Consider the following 21,039-nt stretch of genomic DNA (forward strand, 5'->3'; position numbering starts at 1 on the left):
CAGCCCCGGTGTCGCCGCGGCAGCGACGCCAGGCGAGTCAGATTCTGCGGCCGAAAGTGCGGTGGGGCGGCTCGAGTCGACAGCCGCACTCGACGCGGTAGCGCGTGATTATGCGCTTGTCAGTCTGTACATGGTCGGGTTGGACGTCGCCTCGATCGCACGCGCGGTCACCGTCACTCCGAGGATTGCGGCTCACCGGATCGGCTTCCACCTGCTCGGAGTCCCCGACGATGGCGTGGATGCCGCCAGCGAGAGCACGATGGTGCTCGAACCTGACGCCGCGTTCGACGCGGTCGACGAAATGTACCTGAACGGAATGTCGGTCTTCGAGATCAGCGAAGCGATCGCGCGGCCGACGTCAGACATTGTCTGGGCGCTTCTCGACGCGCCCTCGCGAGTCGTCGCAGTCACCCGCTCCGTTCTCCAGGCGCTGCGCTCCGATCTAGAGGTGCTCAAGGGTGCGGCCGCAGCGGCCAAGTAGACGGCCCCGTCGGTTGCTTGGCCCCGGTTAGGCCGGCACGGACCGCGATGCCCTCCGAAGCGCCGTGAGCCAGGCGCCGTAGAAGTTGCGGATTGATGCCGGCGAGGGGCGACGGATGCCGGCCGCACCCTGCTTCTTGACCCACTTGTCGTAGTTCGCGAATGTCTGCTGGGTGCCGGACGCCGTGGCGTCGGCGATGAAGTCGGTGATCGACTGCGCGTAGTCCTCCTCGGTGAAGGTGAGGAGCCCCTTCTGTCGACCCTTCTTCGCCGTCGCGAGACCCATGGATGCGAGCGCATCGTTCCAACCGTCATAGCGCTTCTGGATCGTCTGACGAGTGGGCGGCCATGGCTTAGCGCCCTTGGCGGAGGTCAATCCCATGGCGTCGAGCAACTCGCCTCGCAGCTCGTTGTAGCGAGCGCCGGTGATCGTAAGAGTCGGATCTTCGAGCGCCGCACGCTGAGCTGCGCCGATCCGCGCCAGAATCGTCGCGAGTTCTTCGCGCGTCACCGAGGCTTCGACGAGGTGCGTTCCGAGCTCGTCCAGCAGGTCCTGGGAAAGGTTCGCGGCGGCCCACGCGTGATCGGGCTTGAGTCGAAGTTCGGCGCTGAGCAGAAACCACACGCCCGCCTCGAGGGCCACGTTGGAGAAGATGTCGGCGTCGTTGTTCTGATCGAAGACGATGTCCGACTCTCGGAGCGCGTCTTCCGCCAGATCCACATCCATGGCCGGGAACAGCACCGCAAGCCGCGAGATGGATTCGGTGCGCGTGAACCCTTGGTGCGCGAGCTCAGACGCGATCTCGCCGAAGTGGTCGAGGAACGAGTCGCGCCTACGCCCGGCCTCCGCGTCTTTCGCGGCCTGGCGCGCAGCGCGGGATGCCTCGGCGTTGGCTCCACCGAGCTTGACGACAATCTGACGCACTCGTTCGCGCGTCACGCCAAGCTCCGCGCCGATCTCCTGCAATGTCGCGCCATCCGCGTACCGGTCGAGGATGCGCTGATTGCGATCGGTGATCGGTTTGAGGGTATTCATCGCGTGCTGCTTTCGGGTTGGTCGATAACGTCTGGCATCACCATAGACTATGCGCAGAGCAAAATACTACTTGTGCATTGAGCGCTGTGTGTGTCATGCTCAACTCGTCGGGCCGAAACGCCCGGCGGAAAGCACCACATGGCGACTCCGGACGGAGCCGCGTCACCACACAAGAAACCCGGCAGGGCTTCTGGAGAGTCACCATCGACTCGCAGCAGCGCAGGCCGGCCTCGAGCCGGCTTTTCTGTTCCAGAGGCTCTCCTCAACGAAAGAGGACGAGCAATGAACACCACTGACGCAACGACCTTTTCCGCGTTCCACGCGGTCATCAAGTTCGAGAAGCTCGTCGAGCAGACCGTCGAGCGGATCACCCGGTTCTCGGGTTTCGTTCCGGCGCGGCACTTCGTGCCCGTCATCGATGTGATCGACCTGGAGGCGAACCCGCGCTCCTCGAAGGTGGGGCAGGTCACTGCCGCGATCCGCGAGTCGATCGAGAACACCCCGAGCGAGTTTCCCTTCAAGACGAAGGGCATCCTCCTCGGTGCGTCGAGCTATCGCCGGCTCGACCGTGAGCGCATCGGCGTGAACTTCGAGAAGCGCAAGATCGAGGGCATCCTCGACGGCGGCCACAACACGCTGGCGATCGGCCTCCATGTTCTCGCCAAGGCGGGCGTGCCGGACGCTGCGATCAAGAAGGTCAAGGTGTGGGACGACTTCCGTACCCTGTGGCACGAGCAGGCCGAGGCCGTGGATGCCCTGCGGGCCAAGGTGCGCGACGGCGGAACCACAGACCTCGACTTCCTCATCCCCGTCGAGCTCATCGTGCCTTCGGACCCCGACGACGAGGTCGTCACCGAGGAGTTCGAGGCGTCTCTCCTCGACATCTGCGCGGCGCGCAACAACAACGTGCAGCTGAAGGTCGAGGCGAAGGCCAACAAGCGCGGATACTTCGACGATCTCAAGCAGACGCTGCCGTCCTACATCAGCGAGCGCGTCGAGTGGCAGCAGGGCGACCCCAAGCCGATCAAGGTGGCCGACATCGTCGCTCTCGCCTGGATTCCGCTCGGGATGCTGGATCCGATGCCGGCGGCCGACGACGGCAAGCCCGTCGGCGCACCTCTTCCGCAGAACCTCTACCGCAATAAGGGCGACTGCGTGGTGCGGTTCGAGCGCCTGATGAGCTCGCCGGTGGTCACCAAGGAGCATGGCGCCGTCGCTGAGCTCCACAACGTCCCCGTGTTCAGCGCGCTCGCCGTCGCCGGTCAGATTCCGGAGCTGTATGAGCTGATCTATCGCAAGTTCCCGGATGCCTATAACAAGAACGACGGCAAGTACGGCCGCATCACTGCGGTGAGCAAGATGAACCCCGCCAACGCGAAGGCTCCTCACAAGACCCGGTTCACCAACCAGGATGCGAAGTACGCGAGCCCGGAGGGCTTCATCGTCCCGCTCGTGTACGGTCTGTCGGCGCTGCTCGAGCGGCGCGAGGACGGCACGATAGCGTGGAAGACCGACCCGACGGAGTTCCTCAACGACAACCTCGACGAAATCGCGAAGCGCTTCAAGGGCATTATGCAGATGGGTGACTTCGACCCGCAGAAGGTCGGAAAGTCGGGGCCTGCGTACACCATGGTGCGTGACACGTACACGACGCTGCTGCTCGCGGCGAACACGGGGGAGGCCGCCTGATGACTGACGACATCGAGTTCAACGTCGGCCTGGTCGCGATCACCATGCGCGGCCAGGATGTCGACTTCCGCGGCGTCCCGGTTTCAGCCGGGCGCGGCGGCGCCGAGCAGAACGGCAAGCTTCGCGAGGCCGTCATCGAGTCGAGCGACGGGCTGCGGATGACGATCGGATGCGCGGTGTGGGACGACGGCTCTGCCGACGTCCAGCCCCTCGACTTCCTCGCCGGCCCGGACGCGTATCGCCGGCTTGAGGCTGCTGGGCGCATGACGCTCACCGATGCCGGCGCCGGCACGCGAGTGGCGTTGCTGCGCACCCTCAAGTACGGTGATCGCGGCTACCCGTCGCTCGCGTCGGTCACCTGGGAGGAGCTGAGTGAACTGGCGGGCACGGATGCTGCCGACCTCCTGTTGTCTCACGGCGCTCGGGTCGGGGCATATGAAGACCTGAGGCCGCAGCCCCGCCAGTACCGCGAGCACCCCGCTTTCGCGGTGGCGGAGGATGGGCTCGAAGCCGTCTTCGCCGCATTCGCGATTACACGGGTGATCCCGATCATGAAGGGCTTCGGCCGTGAGGGTGGAGTGGAGGCGTTTCACTGATGGGTGCATATGTAGTGGAGTACCCCGAGCGCGACACCTACGGCGAGGTGATGAAGGGCTACTTCTCGCTCATGCGGGGATTTGGGCTCGAGTTCGCAAACCGGAGCCACGCGACGCTCTCACCGACGTACGGTGCGCGGTGGTTCGAGGAGTACGTCGCGCGGCGCAAGGCGGAGGACCCGGTCCACGTCAGGGGCAGGCTGTCGCCGGCAGACCCGAGCTTCTTCCTCAAGGAGTTCCGGCTCGCTCCTGAGAGCGTGTATCGAGACGTGATACCCGCCACCCTCGAGCTGCTGAATCTGTCGAAGAAGCTCATGGACATCCGCAACACATGGATGCATTTCGGTGACGAGCCGACGGCGCTGCAGCTGAGGGAGGCTGCCGAATACCTCCGTGACTTCGGAGCCAAGTCTTCGATGGGGGTTGCGGGTCCGGCAACTCGCATGATCAAGCGGATCGATCGGATCCGCACGGGTCAGTACCAGGCGGCAGGCGCCGAGGATCCGGCCGTTATCGCGAATCCCATGGTCTCTGACGCGGCCGAGCCGCCGGCTGAGATCCCGCTTGAACCGTTGGCGGACGAGCCCCGGCCGCCGATCGGCTCACGTTGGCGAGGCGACCTCCCCGACCGGCGTGTCCGCGTGACCAAGACTCGCGACGTGGTCGACATCTCGACGGGGGCTTCGCTTCGCAACGAGATCGCCGGCGACCTCCGCGAGAAGGTGCGCCAGTGGACCTCTCCTCGTCCGCTCGGTGACCTGTGGGTCGCGTCCGATGGCGCAATCGGCGGTTTCGTCGAAGGACAGGAGCGCCTCCTCGGCTACACGGGCGAGGATCCCGCGGGGGAGACCGCCCGGGGATTCCTGGTGAAGAGGTTCTACGACGTCCGCGACGACAGGCTCGTCGACATCGATTCGGGAGCGTTCCTCAGCGATACGGTGGGAGCGGAGTGCGCCGCGCAGGCGCGTGAGATCGAGGACGCCGTGGTCGGAGTGATGGAGCCTGGGGGTACCATCCGTGTGACCAACTACGGCGACGTGCTGTACCTCGACGAGACCGGAACGTCGCGCATCGCAGTCGCGACACCGAAGACGTGGTTCCCGGGTCACCTGGGCTAGGAGAGATCGAGTAGATGACTGGGGGAGCAGCGGTGCAGCTCACTGGCGCGCGCACAATTCCATGGACGACGAAGCTGCCCGAAGGCTTGACGCCGGTCGAGGTGGTCTTCGGTCAGGACGACACGGGCGACGTGGGCGAGGTGCAGGTCGCGGTCGCGACAGCGACTGCGCGGCCGACGAAGGCGCTCATGGATGCCGCGTGGAAGACACGCGGCGCGAACACGGCGATGCCCGTGCTGGTCGTCGCGGTGCAGGGCGAGTCAGCTTGGGTATACCCCGGCTCGGGTGATGTGCTCGGCCCCGCACCGGTGGGGTCTGCGACGCGGCAGCTGCAGTCGGTGCTCGACGAGCCGAACGTGATGGCTGCGCAGGTTCGCCTGAACACCGTCGAGCGGGCCCTCAGCTCGGGCGAGGCGGTCGGTTTCTCGAACCAGTTCCTGTTCGCGAGCTACCACCTTCGGGTGAACGTCCCGCGGCGCGCCGACTGGGCTGCGTCGCAGGCAGCAGCGGAGCCGATGCTATCCAAGCAGGGCAAGGAACTCATCTCAGCGCTGGGCTTCACCGCCGACCCGGTGAGCAATGCGTCGGGGAGCGCGCTGGTGCTCCGTGCCGCTTCTGGCTCTCGACGCGCCATCGCGGTGCTGCTGGACGAGAGCGAGAACTTCGACCAGAAGAGCCCGGCGTATCAGCTGTCCCCGGTCGCGCATGGTCTGGAGCTGGCGGGCCGTGAGGAGGTGCCGTGGCTGGTCGTCATGCGCCAATCGACGTTGCGACTGTACCCCGGGCGTGACGGGGTCGGTGTCGGCCAGCGCGGTCAGTCGGAGACCTACTTCGAGCTCGATCTGGCGCTCCTCGACCCGACCTTCTCCGCACTGCTCCCGCTAATTTTCTCGGCTGACGCGCTTGAGAAGGGCGGGTCCGCCGACCAGATCCTGGACGGCTCCGGACGCTACGCGGCCGAGCTGGGGGCGAACCTTCGCGATCGTGTTTACGAGGGCGTGGTTCCTGCGCTCTCGATCGCCATCGCGCAGCGTTTGCCGCAGTTGGGGCTTCGGATCGACGCGGACGGGCTGAAGGTCGCCTACGCCCTGACACTTCGGATCCTCTTCCGGATCCTCTTCCAGGCCTATGGCGAAGACAGCGAGCTCCTGCCCGCAGGTCGCAACCCCAACTACGACGCGAATTCGTTGCAGAAGTTCGTGAAAGAGAACCTGGATACGGATGCCGGCGAGTTCGGTTCGTCTTCCTCGGTCTGGCTCGACCTCGTGCAGGTCTGGGATGCGATCTTCAACGGCAACAAGCAGTGGGAGGTGCCCGCCTACGGAGGGAGTCTGTTCGACCCTGCGACCGAGGAAGGGGAGCTCCTGACGAAGCTCTCGCTACCCGACTCGGTTCTTGGTCCTGCACTTCAGGCGATGCTCACCGAAGTAACCGAGGACGGAACCCGCGGACCCGTCGATTTCCGGTCATTGCAGGTGCGCGAGTTCGGCACGATCTACGAGGGACTGCTGGAGTCGTCATTGTCGCTTGCCGAGGTGAACCTGACGGTTGACGCAAAGGGCGCCTTCGTGCCTGCGAAGGAGGGCGATGCGATCTCGGCACTCGCGGGCACTCCGTACTTCCACTCGGCATCGGGGGAGCGGAAGGCGACCGGGTCGTACTTCACTCCGAAGATCGTCGTCGACCACCTGATCGAGCGCTCGGTCGAACCCGCGCTCGGCGCGCACCTCCAGAAAGTCAAGGTACTGGTTGAGGAGGGCAAGGAGCGCGAGGCCGCGAATCTCTTCTGGGACTTCCGCGTCGCAGACCTCGCCATGGGCTCCGCCCACTTCCTCGTGGCCGCCGTCGACAAGATCGAGCGGGGGATGCGCGACTTCCTCACCGTCACCGATATGCCGCGCGTCCGTGCCGAGCTGGCGCGCCTCGCCGACAAGGCGCGAGAGGCGCTCGGCGATGACGTCGAAGCGGCCGGGGCGATCACCGAGGCCCAGCTGCTTCGCCGCCAGGTCGCGCGCCGCTGCATCTACGGACTCGACATCAACCCGCTCGCCGTCGAGCTCTCGCGTCTCGCGCTGTGGATCCACACGTTCGTTCCGGGACTCCCGATGTCGAGCCTCGACCACGGACTCGTGCTCGGCAACTCTCTGACTGGCATCGGCACGATCGAAGAGGCGCTCGACGCTCTCGACCCGAAGCGCGCTCCCGGTCAGGGGACGTTCTTCGACGACGTGATTCTCGACGAGCTTGCCCGCGCTAAAACCCGACTGGCTGACTTCGCTGCCGCAAGCGAGGCCGACAAGTCGGAGGTAGAAGCCGGTGCCAAGCTCCTCGCAGAAGCGAAGGAAGCGAGTGAGACGGTGCGCCGCATCTTCGACGCAGCAGTCGCGGTCCGGATCGGGGATGTGCCGGCGCAAGCGATCCTCACGACCGACGATCTCGACGACCTCGTCTCGAACCCGGCAGTGGCGGATACCGCCACTCGGCTGAGCCCCGCACACATGCCGTATCTCTTCCCCGAGGTATTTCTGCGCGACAACGCGGGCTTCGATGTGCTGGTAGGCAACCCCCCTTGGGAAGAGGTCATGGTTGAGGAGCCGAAATTCTGGCTCCGCGTTCGTCCTGGGCTTCTTGGACTCAAGCCCGCTGAGCTGAAGGCCGAGATCGCGCGGCTGCGTGTCGATCGGGCAGATCTGCTTGCTGAGCTACAGCGCGAGGTCGATGCGGTCGACGCGTTGCGAAAGGTCCTGCTGTCAGGGCCGTATCCGGGACTCGGCACTGGGGATGTGGACCTTTACCAGGCGTTCGCATGGCGATTCTGGCAGTTGTTGAGGGACGGGGGAGTTCTTGCCCTGGTGACTCCGCGCTCTCTCATGAATGCCGCAGGCAATGGACGTTGGCGTGCTGCGGTCATGCCGCGAGCGATCACCGAAGTCGTGACGCTCACGAACAGCGGGAACTGGGTATTTGAGAATGTCGATGGGCGATACTCCTTCGCGCTTAGCGCCATCCAAAGGGCTGAACGCACCGGGGGGATCATCCGAATGGCCGGGCCGTTCTACTCAGAATCGGAGTTCATCGGCCAAAGAGACGGGCTCGGTGAGCTGACGTTCGAAGCGCTCACGGCAGCTAGTGGTACGGCGGCGCTGCCGAACCTTCCAGATCCGGCAAGCGTCGAGGTATTCGCGCAGTTGCGGACCTCGCCTCGTCTGGATTCACGGCGGACGGGGTGGGACTTCCGACCGGTCGCTGAGTTCCATGCCACAAACGATCGTTCGACATTCGACGACGGAGAATTCGCGCCCGGCAAGCTACCAGTTCGTGGCGGTGCGGGCTTCGACCTGTGGACCCCTGAGACCACCGAAGTGTACGCATGGTCGGCTCCCGCCACGGTCGAGGCCGCACTTCAGGCCAAGCGCCAGCGTCAGGTGGGGCTCAAGTCGTCGGCGTTCTTTGGGAAGGGGTCGACCTGGTCATCGGACCCTGCGACGCTCCCGTTTCGATCCCCGCGGATCGCGTTCCGGGACGTAACGAATGCGACGAACACGCGAACAAGCATCGCCGCACTTGTTCCGCCGAATACGCTCCTGACAAATGCAGCTCCGTACGTATTCCGATACGACGGCGACGCGCGTGCCGAAGCATATTTGCTGGCGGTGCTGTCGACAGTTCCGCTCGATTGGTATGCCCGCAAGTATGTCGAGCTGCACATGAACCTGCACATCTTCAACGCGCTTCCCGTACCGTCGCGACCGGACGGATCGCTCTGGGCACGCAGGGTGGTCGAAATTGCTGGGCGTCTCGCAGCCGTCGATGAGCGATACCGCACGTGGGCCAATGAGGTCGGGGTCGAAGTTGGCACCGCGAACGATGCGCCAACTAGGTCCGATCTGATCGCCGAACTTGACGCCCTCGTCTCTCTGCTATACGGCCTTACGGAGGACCAGGTGAAGCACATCTTCAAGACATTCCACCGCGGATGGGACTATCAACCTCGCCTTGACGCTGTGCTCGCGCACTACGCCGCATGGAAGGACCGCTGACATGGTGAAGCCAGACAAGGCCAGCGCGAAGGACCTTTTCGACAGCAAGGTCCACTACGAGATTCCGCCCTACCAGCGCCCGTACGTATGGAACGAGGAAGAGCAGTGGGCGCCGCTCTGGGACGACATCGTGCGTGTTGCCGAGAGTCACATCCGTACTGACGACGACAAGCGCACGCCTACTGCGTCGCACTTTCTCGGCGCGGTCGTGTTTGAGCTGACAGAAGCGCGCGCCGCGGGGATCGACCACTACGACGTCATCGATGGGCAGCAGAGGTTGACAACGCTGCAGATCCTGCTCGACGCCGCCGAGCAGGTCATGGCGGAGCGAGCGCTCGAAGACGAGTCTGAGGTCTTGAGCGATCTCATCCTCAATAGCCAGCCGCGCTATAAGGGCACGCCGGAGCGGTTCAAGCTCTGGCCATCGCGTGCTGACCGATCCGCGTTTGAGAGTGCGATGGATCCGACGGGTGCGCCGGCAGATACCTCGCACCAGATAGTGAAGGCGCACCGATTCTTTGTAGCCGAGGTCGAGCGCTGGGTGTCTGGGGCGCCGGATGAGATGGGAGAGCTTCCTCCAGGGGACGAGGCAATGCGCGCAGCCGAGCTCTGCGAGACGCTCTCGCGTCGACTCATGTTCATCACGATCGACTTGAGCGAAGAGGATGACTCCCAGTTGATTTTCGAGACGCTCAACGATCGGGGCACGCCGCTCCTCAAGGCAGATTTGATCAAGAACTGGGTGTTCCGCGAGGGCAAGAAGATCGGCGCGGATGTCGATTATTGGGCCTCGAACGTTTGGGATGACTTCGACACCGAGTGGTGGCGCGCAGAGATCGCTCAAGGTCGTCTCGTGCGCTCGAGAGTCGACATCTTCCTTCAGTACTGGCTGACAATGCGCACCCTCGACGAGGTGAAATCCGACCTGGTCTTCCGCCTCTTCACCGACTACGCGTCGAGCCGCATGAAGGACGTCGACAGCGCCGAGTCCTTCCTCCGCGAACTGCGCGCCGACGCCGACACCTATCGCAACCTTGCTGCGCTCGAGGCGGCCACGGCTGCGGGTCGATTCCGAATCCAGGTCATCGAGGCGATGGAGCTCGCCGCCACGATGCCGGTCTTCCTCTGGTTCATCTCCGAGAATCACGGCATCCCAGACCAACAGGTTGCGCTCGGGCTCGAAGCACTCTCGAGCTGGGCAATCCGCCGGACTCTACTGCGCCTGACGTCGAAGGACGTCAACCGGCTGATGATCGCCATCCTCAAGGAACTCGCCGCCGTCGACCCCGCCGAGTCCGGGCAGACACTTCACCGTTACCTGTCAGCCCAGACGGCTGACTCGCGCTTCTGGCCCTCCGATGAGGAGCTCGCGGAGATGCTCCCGACACTGAAGATCTACGGACAGATCAAGCAGTCCCGATTGCGGGCAGTGCTCGGAGAGATCGAACACCACCGGCGGTCGCTCACCCCTATGCACGAGAGCGTCCCCGTCCCGAGCGGTCTGTCCATCGAGCATGTGATGCCGCAGGAGTGGCGATCGAACTGGGACTCCGACCCGAAGCTCGACCAGGAGGCCGCGCAGAAGCGCGATCATCGCGTGAACCGGCTCGGGAACCTGACATTGACGACGCAATCGCTCAACAGCTCGCTGTCGAATCGTCCGTGGACCGACGCTGCGGCGGAGGGCATGAGCCAGGGAGGGCAGGCGGGCAGGGGAAAGCGCGCCTTGCTGCAGTCGTTCAGCCTGCTGGTCCTCAACAAGGAGATCGTCGACGACCACGCAGCTGAGTGGACTGAGGATGACATCGTTGCGCGGTCGAAAGCGCTCACGGACGACATCATCGCTATCTGGCCGGGACCCGACACCGCCATCCAGGCGCAAGAGTACGAACGTGCACGGGCAGAGAAGGGCTGAGAGAGTGACAGAGCAGCTTCCCGTCTTCGCGACCAATCGGATCGCGCCGCAGATGACGGTCGGCGAGGAGATCAGCCGACTCTTCCGCGTGAATCGTGATGCGCTCGCCGTACCTCCGAGTGCCGCGATCGCCACTGCATACCTCAATCCCGCAGGCTTTCTCCTCCTGGCGGATGAGCTCGAGAGGCTTCCGCGCATCCGCATCCTTCTCGGAGCGGAACCCATTCCCGATCCTCAGATCCGTCTCGAACCCGACCAGACCGCCACGCACCGGCTGCGATCGGCACTGGCAGATCACGACAGCTGGCTCAAGGCCGAGCGGGATTCTCTCGGGTTTGACCTGAAAGCTACGTCTTCCGCACAGCGGTTGGTCTCGTGGCTGCGCGCTGCGGATGAGAAGGGCGAGCCCGTCGTCGAGATCCGTCGCTTCACGGGCGGGTTCCTTCACGGAAAGGCCTTCATCAGTCAGCATCCCACGCACCCGGCGTTCCTCGCTGGATCCAGCAACCTCACACTCGCCGGTCTCACGCGCAACGCCGAGCTGAATGTCGGTGCATCGGGCACGCACGGGTCGACCCCTCAGGTGATCGACTGGTTTGAGGAGTGCTGGGCCGATGCCGAGGACTACGACCTTGCGGCTCTCTATGAGTCGCTCTGGGCGCCTCACACGCCCTGGACGGTGTTCCTTCGAATGCTGTGGGAGCGCTATGGCGCTCACCTCGACGAAGAGAAGCCGGGGCCGACGCGTTTCGAGCTCACCCGGTTCCAGGCTGATGGCGTGAAGCGCATGAAGCGGCTTCTCGACGAGATCGGCGGTGTGCTCGTCGCGGATGAGGTCGGTCTCGGCAAGACATACCTCGCTCTCGAAGTCATCGCCGCCGCTTCCGAGGAACGTCGCCAGCGCGTTCTGATCGCCGCACCGGCCGCGCTCAAGTCGAGTGTGTGGGAGCCCATCCTGGATCGCTATGACCTCAGCCGACGCGTCAAGGCGTACTCCTACGAAGAGATCCGCAACCGGATGAACCCGGACGACCCGCGGCACGACGAGTTCGCCGACAGTGCGGAAGATGCCGCCCTCATCATCGTCGATGAGGCGCACAACCTGCGCAACGCCAGCGCCGCTCGCTCAGAAGCGCTCGACAAGATCATCCTCGCGGGCAAGCATCCGAAGAAGGTCGTGCTGCTCACGGCGACCCCCGTCAACAACTCGCTCATCGACCTCGAGACGCTCGTCAAGTACTTCATCCGTGACGACGCGCGATTCGCCTCGATCGGTATCCCGTCCATTCGTCAGTACATCAGGCACGCGCAGAAGCTCGACCCGGACGCTCTCACTCCGGGCCATCTGTTCGACCTCATGGACCAGGTCGCGGTGCGACGCACGCGGCGCTTCGTGAAGGAGAACTATCGCGGCGAGACCATCGCCGGGCCCGGGGGCAAGAAGATCGCCGTCGAGTTCCCCGATGCGGTGGTTCGCCGGGTCGACTACGAACTCGACGCGCCCGGCGAAGCCCTGGTGGACGCCGTCACATACGGGCTCCACATCCCTGAGGCGGAAGCGCACGCGGCGTCCTTCACCGTGCGCCGCGCCGACGACCGCCGGCTGCTGCTCTCGCGCTATGCGCCGAGCGCCTACCTCAAGTCGGAGCAGCTTGACGGCACCCAGGTCACGAACATGGGACTTCTGCGATCCGCGCTGCTCAAGCGTCTCGAGTCCTCGCCCCGAGCGCTCGCGAGCACGCTCGGAGTGCTCATCGCCACGCACGAGTCCTTCCTCTCGGCGCTCGACAAGGGATACGTGCTGATCGGAGGTGCCCTGCGCGACTACGTCAACTCCGAATCGGAAGACCTCGACGAGATCGTCGAGGGGCTCGACTCCGACGCAGAACACCAGGCAACCCCCGCATCCGACTTCCACGCTGACCTCCTGCGTGACGATGTCGAGCGAGATCTCACGCTCATTCGTGAGCTGCGAGGCTTGGCGCTCGACGCCGCGCACGGCCAGGAGCCGAAGGCGCAGCGGCTGTTCGACGAGCTCGGTGTGATTGCCAGTGCAGCAGCGCCGGTCAGCCCGCGGGGTATCTCGTCCGAGGACCGACGCAAGGTCATCATCTTCTCGACGTATGCCGACACGATCCGCGATGTTCACAATCGACTCGCCGAGACACTCGACAACATTGGCGACGAGCACCCGTTGGCGCCCTACCGAGGCCGGCTCGCCCCTGCAATCATCGGTGAGTACGCCTCGGGCAAGACCGGTGGAGTGAGCCAGATCGCGCGAGCCGCGGCGATCGCCGGATTCGCCCCGCGTACAGCGGGCCGGTTGGATGACGAGGGCAACCCGCGCGACGCGGACAAGTACGACATCCTTCTCACCACGGATGTCCTCGCCGAGGGCGTGAACCTGCAGCAGGCGGCCGAGATCATCAACTACGACCTGCCGTGGAACCCCATGCGCATTGTTCAGCGACACGGACGTGTCGATCGCATCGGCAGTCAGCATCCTGAGATCCATCTCGGTGTCTTCTTCCCCGCCGAGCATCTCGATGAGTTCCTGCACCTCGAAGAGACGCTCACCCGCAAGCTCAAGCAAGCGGATGCAGCCGTGGGCACGGGAGTTGTCCTGCCCGGAGTGTCGGCATTCGCTCCGAGGGATCACTACGATCCCGACCTGATCGCGCACGAGATCGAGGTGCTGGTCAACGAGGGCGGCGGTTCGGCCGCTGGATCCGGCGAGGAGTATCGACGTCGGCTGTCGAACGCGCTCGCCGCGGACCCTGCGTTGCGTGGACAGCTGGAGGACCTTCCGCACGGCGTTGGCAGCGGATTCGTGAACCCGAAGGCCGCCGAGAACGTCTATGTGTTCTGCATGCGCATGGGCGAGGGAGGCGAATCACGCGTGTGGTTCCGCAACGTCTACGCGGACCCCGCCTGGAACGTGGCCGTGGATGAAGACGGCAATCTGCGGGTGGAGGACGACACGCTGCGCTCGCTTGACTCAGCTGACCCCGGGCGGCCCGACCGGGAGCGCGAACTCACGGACCAAGCGTTCCGCGGCGCGTACGAGGCATGGGCAGTCGCTCGCGAAGACGCGCACCTTGAGTGGATGCGAAGCACGGACCCCAATGCGATCGCCGGCGCGATTCCGCGGGCATTCCGTGAGGCATCCGGTCTCGTGCTCCGGCATGGACAGCACCTTGGTGCGGCGAGGCAGGGAGAGGTGCTGCGACGGTTGAACTCCGTGCCCAGCACCAAGGCGAAGAACCGCATGCGCAACGTGCTGCAGGAAAGCGGCACGAACGCCGAGAAGGTCGACCGGATCATCGGTGTGCTCGACGAGTTCGGCATCCAGCCGGCGGCGAAGGTGGAGCCTCTGCCCGTAATCGAGCTCGACGACATTCGCTTGATCGCCTGGATGGCGGTTTCGGGAAGCGCTGAGGGAGACCAGTGACCGAGGCGGAGCGCGTGACAGGGAATGTGAACCCGGAGCTCGCGCTCCGCGTGTTCGAGTTCGGGGCTTCGCGCCCCGGTCAAGTCGACGTGGTCAGCGATGACGCGCGCGGATGGATGGCTCTCGAGGAGTCGCAGAGCACCTTCGCCTTCGCTGAAGTCGAGGGCGATGAACTGCGGGTCCTGCCGTTCCTTGGCGACGTCGATGTGGCGCGCGCGTTGCCCTTCGTTCAGTCGATCGATGAGTCCTGGCTCGACGGTTCCTACGAGATCGTGATCCATGGAACTGCGGCGCGCGAACTCGAGAGCGCGCGGTTCATCGATGAATGCCTTGAGCGTGCCCGCGAGCATTGGTACCGGACAGTCGTGCCGGCGTCGCCTTCTGCCCGATCCGAGGTCGACGCGCCCTCGACGGAGCCTGCCGCCGTTGAGGTGGTCACGGATTCGACAGCGCCGGATACCGAGGCCCCTTCGGTCCCGCAGCCCGCCACGATCGCGCGACTGCGTGCGGACATCAGTCCGGAGTGGTCGTGGGCTTCGGCCAATGCTCGCATCCCGCAGATCGCCGATGTCGTCGTCGAGCTCGCGGAACCCGCGGAACACGCTCGGCTCACAGTGACGCTTCGCGATGCAGACATCGTGTTTGGGACCACGGTTGTGCACGATGGCGAGCTGCCGGCGGGCGCCGTTCGAGTCCGCGACGTGTGCGTACCTCTGTCAGCAAGAGTGATGTCGCAGGTCGATGACCGGCGCGGCGCCATTTGCGAGATCGTTCTCGAGGTTGAGGATCAACCGGTCGCTCGTATCGACGAAGCCGTCGACGTTCAGCCGCGCGACTTGTGGAACTGGCGTGGGGATCCGCTTCGGGCACGGCAAGGGCGGGTGCGCGGCAGCGGGCTCGCGCGATCTCTTCTCGCATCGTTCGTGCGGCCGAATCATCCTTCAATCACCGCTCTCGCGCGCGAGGCGGCTGACCTGCGCGGGCGTCAAGCAGGCGAGGCATCCTTCCACGCCTTCCAGCTGATCGGCGATGATGTCCCGCGGGCAGTAGACGCGTCCATCACGGCTATCTACGAGACGCTTCGCGCGCGCCGTATCGCGTACTCAGAACCTCCGCCCCATTGGGACTACAAGGGTGTCGGTCAGCGGATCCGAGACCACGGCGATGTAGCGCACGGAGGTTTGGCGACGTGCATGGACAGTACCGTGTTGACTGCCGCAGTCATCGAGGATGTCGGCCTCAACCCTGTCCTCCTGCTTGTACCCGGGCACATCTTCGTCGGCTTCTGGCGACGCGATCCCGAAACGAGCGGGAAGAACGGTGTGCCCCCGTGGTATCCAGGTCAGGCGATCGTCGATGACGCTTCTCGAATCACGAACCTCGTCGATTCTGGATACCTCGGCGTGATCGAGACCACTGCGTTCACCGTGGGCAAGAACCTCGATGCGTCGGCCGCGCGTACCGAAGCGCGGATGGCTATCGCGACGGATGACGTGACGCTCATCGATGTCGCGTTGGCGCGCGGGCTCGGCGTGTCACCGCTCCCTGCCGTGATCGAACGGCCCGACGGGGACACGGAGATATATGAGTACCGCGTCAACGTCCCCGCCGCCGTCACCGTCGTTGAGGCTGACGCTCCCGAGGCGGCAGTCCGGGAGCGCCGCATTGACGCGCACCCGCCGCGCTACCGCACCTGGAAGTCGTCGTTGTTCAGTCTCAACGCGACGAACGCGTTGTTGAACCTCGGAAGCAACGCACGCGTGCAGCCGGTCGCGGTACCCGCAGCGGCACTCGGCGAGCTCGAGGACATGCTCAACCAGGACAAGACCTTCACGGTGCGGGGTGGCTCAGACCTGCCGGAAGTTTGGCTTGCTCAGGGGCGAGTGAATGCCCACAACATGCTGCGTTCCGGTGACTCGGACGACGAGTCCGACCTCACCCGCGCCATGCGGGATCGAAAGCTGTACGTGCAGCGGACTCGCATCGTCGACAACCGGGTGACAGGTACGCCGACCGTCCGCGAATTGCGCACGATGGCCCACAACTCCAAGACCGCTCGCGAAGAGCGCGGCATGAACCCGCTCTACCTGTGCATCGGAATCCTTCGGTGGCAGCACTCGCCGGGCAAGAGTGCCGACGCGCCTCTGATCCTGGTTCCTGTCAACTTGGTAGGTACCCGCGGTGGTCAGGAGTTCACGCTGTCGCTCGACGCAACACAGCAGACGACGACGAACGCAGCGCTTATCGAATGGCTGCGCCGCGAACACGGCTTGACGATCCCGGGGCTCGCAGAGCCGATCGCCGACCGAGCGGGCATCGACGTCGAGGCGGTCATCGCGGACGTTCGCGATGCGCTGCTCGGGCACAGCGGCACGCTCCAGGCGCAGGTGCTCGCCGAAGCCCGGCTCGCGACGCTCGACCTCTCGGCGTTCCGAATGTGGCAAGACCTCAACACCCATGCGGACCGCTACCTCGAGCGACCGATGATCCGTCACCTTGTCGAGACGCCGACCGAGGAGTTCCAGGATGCCGCCGCTGCGGCGTCCGCGGATCCGTCGGTCGACGAGGTGGAGCAGCTCGAGACCCCCATTCCCGCGGATTCGACGCAGAAGCGCGCCGTTCTCTGGGCCAAACAGGGTCGGACGTTCGTGTTGCAGGGCCCTCCCGGCACCGGCAAGTCGCAGACGATCACGAACATGGTCGCCGAGTGTGTGCTATCCGGCATGCGGGTGCTGTTCGTCGCCGAGAAGGGCACGGCCCTTGCTGTCGTGCAACGCCGCCTCGATGACATCGGGCTGAGCCCTTTCACGCTCAATCTGCACCACGAGGGCTCGAACTCGGTCGAAGTGCGAGCGTCTTTGCAGCGCGCGCTCAACGCAAGCGTGAACCCCGATGCGCTGGCGATGGAGGGCGCGCGGCGCCGACTCCGCAACGCTCGATTCGAACTCACCCAGTACCCGGCATCCCTTCATGCGCGCAATGCGGCAGGTCACTCGGCGTACAGCGCTCGCGACGAGCTCCTCGTCCTCGGCGATGGCGCAGTCATCCCCGTGCCGATCGAGTCGGTCGCGCACCACGCGGAGAGCCTGGGAGCGGTGCGCGAGACGTTCCATGACGTGCAGCGATGGACGAGTGCAGCGCGGGTGCGGCCGCACCACCCCTGGCGATTCGCCGGAGTGGGCGCGGGCGATCCGTTCGATGTTGATCTGGTTCGCGGTGCGCTCGAGCAGATCCTCGCCGGTGTCCGGTGGGCCGATACTGCGCAGGGTGACCTCCGAGCGGCGCTGGAGGAGATCACGCACCCGCGTCAGTTCGAGACTCTCGTGCTTGCCGCGAACCCTGCGTTGCCGCGCGGGGCAGAGCTTGGTTGGGTGCTCGACCCTCAGTGGGTCGATGGCGCCCCGTCCACCCTCTCAGGGTGCGAACAGGCAGTTGAGGGGTGGCGCCCCAGCCTGCGAGGCTTCCCGCACGGGGTGATCGATCTCGACCTTCCTTCGATCGCATCAGCGCTCGAAGCGGCGACCGCCTCGGGATTCATGGGGCGGAAGGCGCGGCAAGCGGCCGCGCTCGCGCCTCTGGCGGCGATCGCTCCGGCCGGGCTCGAAGTCACCGCTGCGTCCGCGCCCGACCTGCTCAAAGGTCTCATTGCCGCACGTGACACTGCGGCGCAGATTCGCGCCTCGCTCGCGGCGATCCCCGGATTCGCAAATGTGGTGCCCTCGAACCCCTTCGCGCCTGGTGCATTCGGGGGCGCGCGCGCGCGCCTCGCGGAGCTTGCTGCTGCGACCTCCGGCCTTCGCGGATCGGACGGTTGGACGCTACGCGTGCGCGCGCTCGCTGAGGCCGGCCAGCTCGACGGTCAGCTCGAGCACCTGCGGGCATTCGCGGACGCGTGGGCGACGGTCATACGCGAGCTCGTCGTTCAAGATGATGACCTCGCAGAGTGGCTGTCCGGCGAGCCTCTGAGCGCGGCCACACGCCGCCACGCCGACGAGTGGAAGCGCGACGCCGACTACGAGCGGCTCCTGGGTCTGCAGCAGTGGTGCGCGCTCGTGAGGCGTTTGGAGTGCATGCGAGCCGCGAGGCTGCAGGATGCTCGCGCGCAGTTGCTCAACGGCAAACTGCCTGCCGATGGGGTCGAAGACGCGCTCGCGCGCGGCATTGCGGCCGCCTCGCTGGCAGAACGTACGCGTACCTCGGGGCTGGATCGCTTCGACGCCGTCGCTCACGACGACCGCGTCGAGGCATATGCCACCGCACAGACGGAGGTGCGCGCCCAGTGGGTCACCGACGCCCCGAATACGATGCTCGAGCGTCGTGGGGGCGGCGGTCGCGGCGCACACACCGGTGGGCTGGAGCGAGAGCTCGAGAAGACGACTCGTCGGCTCGGGACGCGGGCGATTCTTCGCAAGTTCGGCGACGCAGTGCAGCAGCTTACCCCGCTCGTGCTCGCCAGCCCCGCGTCGGTGGTCGACCTCATCGACCCCCAGCTGATGGAGTTCGACCTCGTCATCTTCGATGAGGCTTCGCAGATCACGGTGCCCGAAGCAATCGGCGCACTCGGTCGAGCTCGTGCGGCCATCATCGTCGGTGACAGCAAGCAGATGCCGCCCACGCGTCGTGTGGGTGGCGGCGCGAGTGACGAGGAGATCGAGGACGCTGACGCCGATGAGATCCTCGAAGATCAGGAATCGATCCTGTCGGAGTGCGAGCTCGCCCGCGTCCCGACGCTGAGCCTGAGCTGGCACTACCGCAGCCAGGACGAGCAGCTCATCGCCTTCAGCAACCGGAAGTACTACAAGGGCGATCTGTCGAGCTTCCCGACGCCGACGCTGCTGTCATCCGAGACGGGAATCGAGTTCCGCCGGGTGGCGATGCCCGGCCCGGACGCCCACGCCGAGGCACGTGGGTACACCACTGTGCCCGCCGGTTTCGAAGACGGTCGCTACCTCCGCGCCGGCAGCAAGATGATCGAACTGGCGGGCGGCATCCGGGCAGGAGCGAACACCAACCCGGCAGAGGCGTTCGCTGTGGTCGATGCCGTGCGCGAACTGATCGCCGCGGCGGGAGAGCGCAAGCCATCGATCGGGATCGTGACGTTCAATGAGCGCCAGCGGGAACTGATTGAAGACCTGCTCATCCAGAGCAACGACCGCGGCATCCGTGCGGCTATGGACGAACAGAAGATGGGTCGCAACGACGTCCTGTTCGTCAAGGCGCTCGAGCAGGTGCAGGGCGACGAACGCGACATCATCATCTTCTCGGTGGCGTTCTCAAAGCAGAAGCCCAGCAACCGGATCCCGACCAACTTCGGCCCGCTCTCGAACAGTGGAGGTGAGCGGCGCCTCAACGTCGCGGTGACGCGAGCGCGGCGGAAGGACATCGTCTTCTGCAGCTTCGACCCCACAGACCTGAACGTGGAAGGCTCCGCATACGACGGTCCGAAGCACTTCAAGGACTTCCTGGTCGATGCGGCCCGCTCTGGAGGCGCCGCGATCGAGGCGCCCGGTCGGGTTGCGATTCGCGATCGTCACCGTGACGACATCGCGGAGGCGCTACGCGCGGCGGGACTTCACGTCATGACCGATGTCGGAATGTCGAACTTCCGGCTCGACCTCGTGCTCGCACGGCCCGAGTCGCCCGACCGGCCGGTTCTCCCGGTGCTCCTCGACGGGGAGAGCTGGACGCGTCGCTCCACCGTGTCGGATCGTGACGTTCTGCCGCTGGAAGTCCTGCGCGGCCTCATGGGGTGGCCCGCGGTTGCGCGCATCTGGTGGCCCATGTGGATGCAGAACCGCGAGACCGTGGTTGCACAGATTCTCGAGCAGATGGATGCTGCCGAAGAAGCCTTCGCTACGCCGGATACCGTCGCGGAGGTGGATGCAGAGGCGAACCCCGCTCCGCCCGTTGCGCCGACTCCGGAGCCCGCTGCGGACGTGTCTGCTGACGAGACGGCGTTGGAGCCCACGCAGTTCAGGTCGATAGATGTCGGCGTATCGAGAGTCGACCTCGTGCGTCCCATCAAGCCGGTCGCAGACGAGCCGGCTCCCGACGTAGCCGAGCCAGCGGTCGCGGATGAATCCTCGAGTAGCGGATCAGGTGAATCAGCTCGAGCGAGTCGAGACGGGGTGTTCGTCCCCGCGCACGCGAACGTCGTCGGTTCACGCGAAGTTCTCGACGATCTGCCCCGGCGCTCCTCGGCCGCGGCAGTTCGGGCGCAGATCCTCGATGTGATCGATTCCGAGGGTCCGGTCGAACTCGCTCGTCTGACGCGCATCGTCGCTCGACGGTTCGGGCTCAACGCGGTCCGCGCAGCGCGCGCTGAGGAGATCGCGCGGCTCGTACCGCGCGACCGCCTGAAGAAGAGCCGCCTGGGGGCATTCGCATGGCCCGAAGTGCTCGACCCGCAAACGTGGGAGGGCTACCGGAGCGCCGACAAGGACGGCTCACGGTCACTGGATGAAGTCGCCCCTGAAGAAATCAGGAACGCGATGATCGCAGTCCGGCAGCTCGCACCGACGCTGGACGACGAAGGAGTCCTTCGCCGAACCGCGGAGGTCTTCGGGATCGTCCGCTTGGGTGCTCTGGTGAAGGCACGGCTCTCCGCGGTCTACCGCAGTCTGCCCGAGTAGATGCGGTGGGTTTCTTGTGTCGGTGCTCGGGTCGGTGACATCTCTATTCGCAAAGCATAGGCTAGTGCTTGCGCATCGCAGG

The 21,039-nt window shown here is 65.2% G+C and carries 9 protein-coding genes; 8 read left to right on the forward strand and 1 reads right to left on the reverse strand.

Annotated elements, in window-relative coordinates; translation table 11 throughout:
* Nucleotides 1-130: 130 nt before the first annotated feature.
* The gene (locus AC3ENX_RS01790) at nt 131-481 is read left to right on the forward strand and encodes a hypothetical protein (RefSeq protein ID WP_434810126.1); all 351 of its coding nucleotides are present in this window, start codon (nt 131-133) and stop codon (nt 479-481) included.
* A gap of 27 nt (nt 482-508) precedes the next feature.
* Here AC3ENX_RS01790 and AC3ENX_RS01795 read toward each other — a convergent pair whose 3' ends face one another.
* The gene (locus AC3ENX_RS01795) at nt 509-1,516 is read right to left on the reverse strand and encodes a sigma factor-like helix-turn-helix DNA-binding protein (RefSeq protein WP_434810127.1); all 1,008 of its coding nucleotides are present in this window, start codon (nt 1,514-1,516) and stop codon (nt 509-511) included.
* Between the two features lie 282 nt (nt 1,517-1,798).
* On the opposite strand from AC3ENX_RS01795, the gene AC3ENX_RS01800 reads away from it, so the two are divergent.
* The 7 genes from AC3ENX_RS01800 to AC3ENX_RS01830 all read left to right on the forward strand — a co-directional run bounded on the left by AC3ENX_RS01800 (nt 1,799) and on the right by AC3ENX_RS01830 (nt 20,957).
* Entirely contained in the window at nt 1,799-3,205 is a 1,407-nt protein-coding gene (locus AC3ENX_RS01800; RefSeq protein ID WP_434810128.1) for a hypothetical protein, read from the forward strand.
* Complete coding sequence (locus tag AC3ENX_RS01805; protein WP_434810129.1) at nt 3,205-3,801, forward strand: hypothetical protein; 597 nt, start codon at nt 3,205-3,207, stop codon at nt 3,799-3,801. Before AC3ENX_RS01800 ends, AC3ENX_RS01805 begins: the two co-directional genes overlap by 1 nt.
* Complete coding sequence (locus AC3ENX_RS01810; protein WP_434810130.1) at nt 3,801-4,919, forward strand: hypothetical protein; 1,119 nt, start codon at nt 3,801-3,803, stop codon at nt 4,917-4,919. The genes AC3ENX_RS01805 and AC3ENX_RS01810 overlap by 1 nt, the downstream gene beginning before the upstream one ends.
* Before the next feature lie 14 nt (nt 4,920-4,933).
* On the forward strand, nt 4,934-8,959 hold the full coding sequence (locus AC3ENX_RS01815; RefSeq protein ID WP_434810131.1) for an Eco57I restriction-modification methylase domain-containing protein: 4,026 nt from the start codon (nt 4,934-4,936) through the stop codon (nt 8,957-8,959).
* Nucleotides 8,916-10,874, forward strand: coding sequence for a DUF262 domain-containing protein (locus AC3ENX_RS01820; protein WP_434810132.1), 1,959 nt, complete (start codon nt 8,916-8,918; stop codon nt 10,872-10,874). Before AC3ENX_RS01815 ends, AC3ENX_RS01820 begins: the two co-directional genes overlap by 44 nt.
* A gap of 4 nt (nt 10,875-10,878) precedes the next feature.
* On the forward strand, nt 10,879-14,325 hold the full coding sequence (locus AC3ENX_RS01825; protein WP_434810133.1) for an SNF2-related protein: 3,447 nt from the start codon (nt 10,879-10,881) through the stop codon (nt 14,323-14,325).
* A 1,208-nt stretch (nt 14,326-15,533) separates the two neighbouring features.
* On the forward strand, nt 15,534-20,957 hold the full coding sequence (locus AC3ENX_RS01830; protein WP_434810134.1) for a DUF4011 domain-containing protein: 5,424 nt from the start codon (nt 15,534-15,536) through the stop codon (nt 20,955-20,957).
* Nucleotides 20,958-21,039: the final 82 nt, after the last annotated feature.

This window comes from Microbacterium sp. bgisy189 (genome assembly GCF_057707225.1).

Bases quoted from the DNA above. Each gene is read 5' to 3' on its own strand.
- AC3ENX_RS01805 (WP_434810129.1), top strand. From the start codon at position 3,205: ATGACTGACGACATCGAGTTCAACGTCGGCCTGGTCGCGATCACCATG.
- AC3ENX_RS01810 (WP_434810130.1), top strand. From the start codon at position 3,801: ATGGGTGCATATGTAGTGGAGTACCCCGAGCGCGACACCTACGGCGAG.
- AC3ENX_RS01795 (WP_434810127.1), bottom strand. From the start codon at position 1,516: ATGAATACCCTCAAACCGATCACCGATCGCAATCAGCGCATCCTCGAC.
- AC3ENX_RS01790 (WP_434810126.1), top strand. From the start codon at position 131: ATGGTCGGGTTGGACGTCGCCTCGATCGCACGCGCGGTCACCGTCACT.
- AC3ENX_RS01815 (WP_434810131.1), top strand. From the start codon at position 4,934: ATGACTGGGGGAGCAGCGGTGCAGCTCACTGGCGCGCGCACAATTCCA.
- AC3ENX_RS01800 (WP_434810128.1), top strand. From the start codon at position 1,799: ATGAACACCACTGACGCAACGACCTTTTCCGCGTTCCACGCGGTCATC.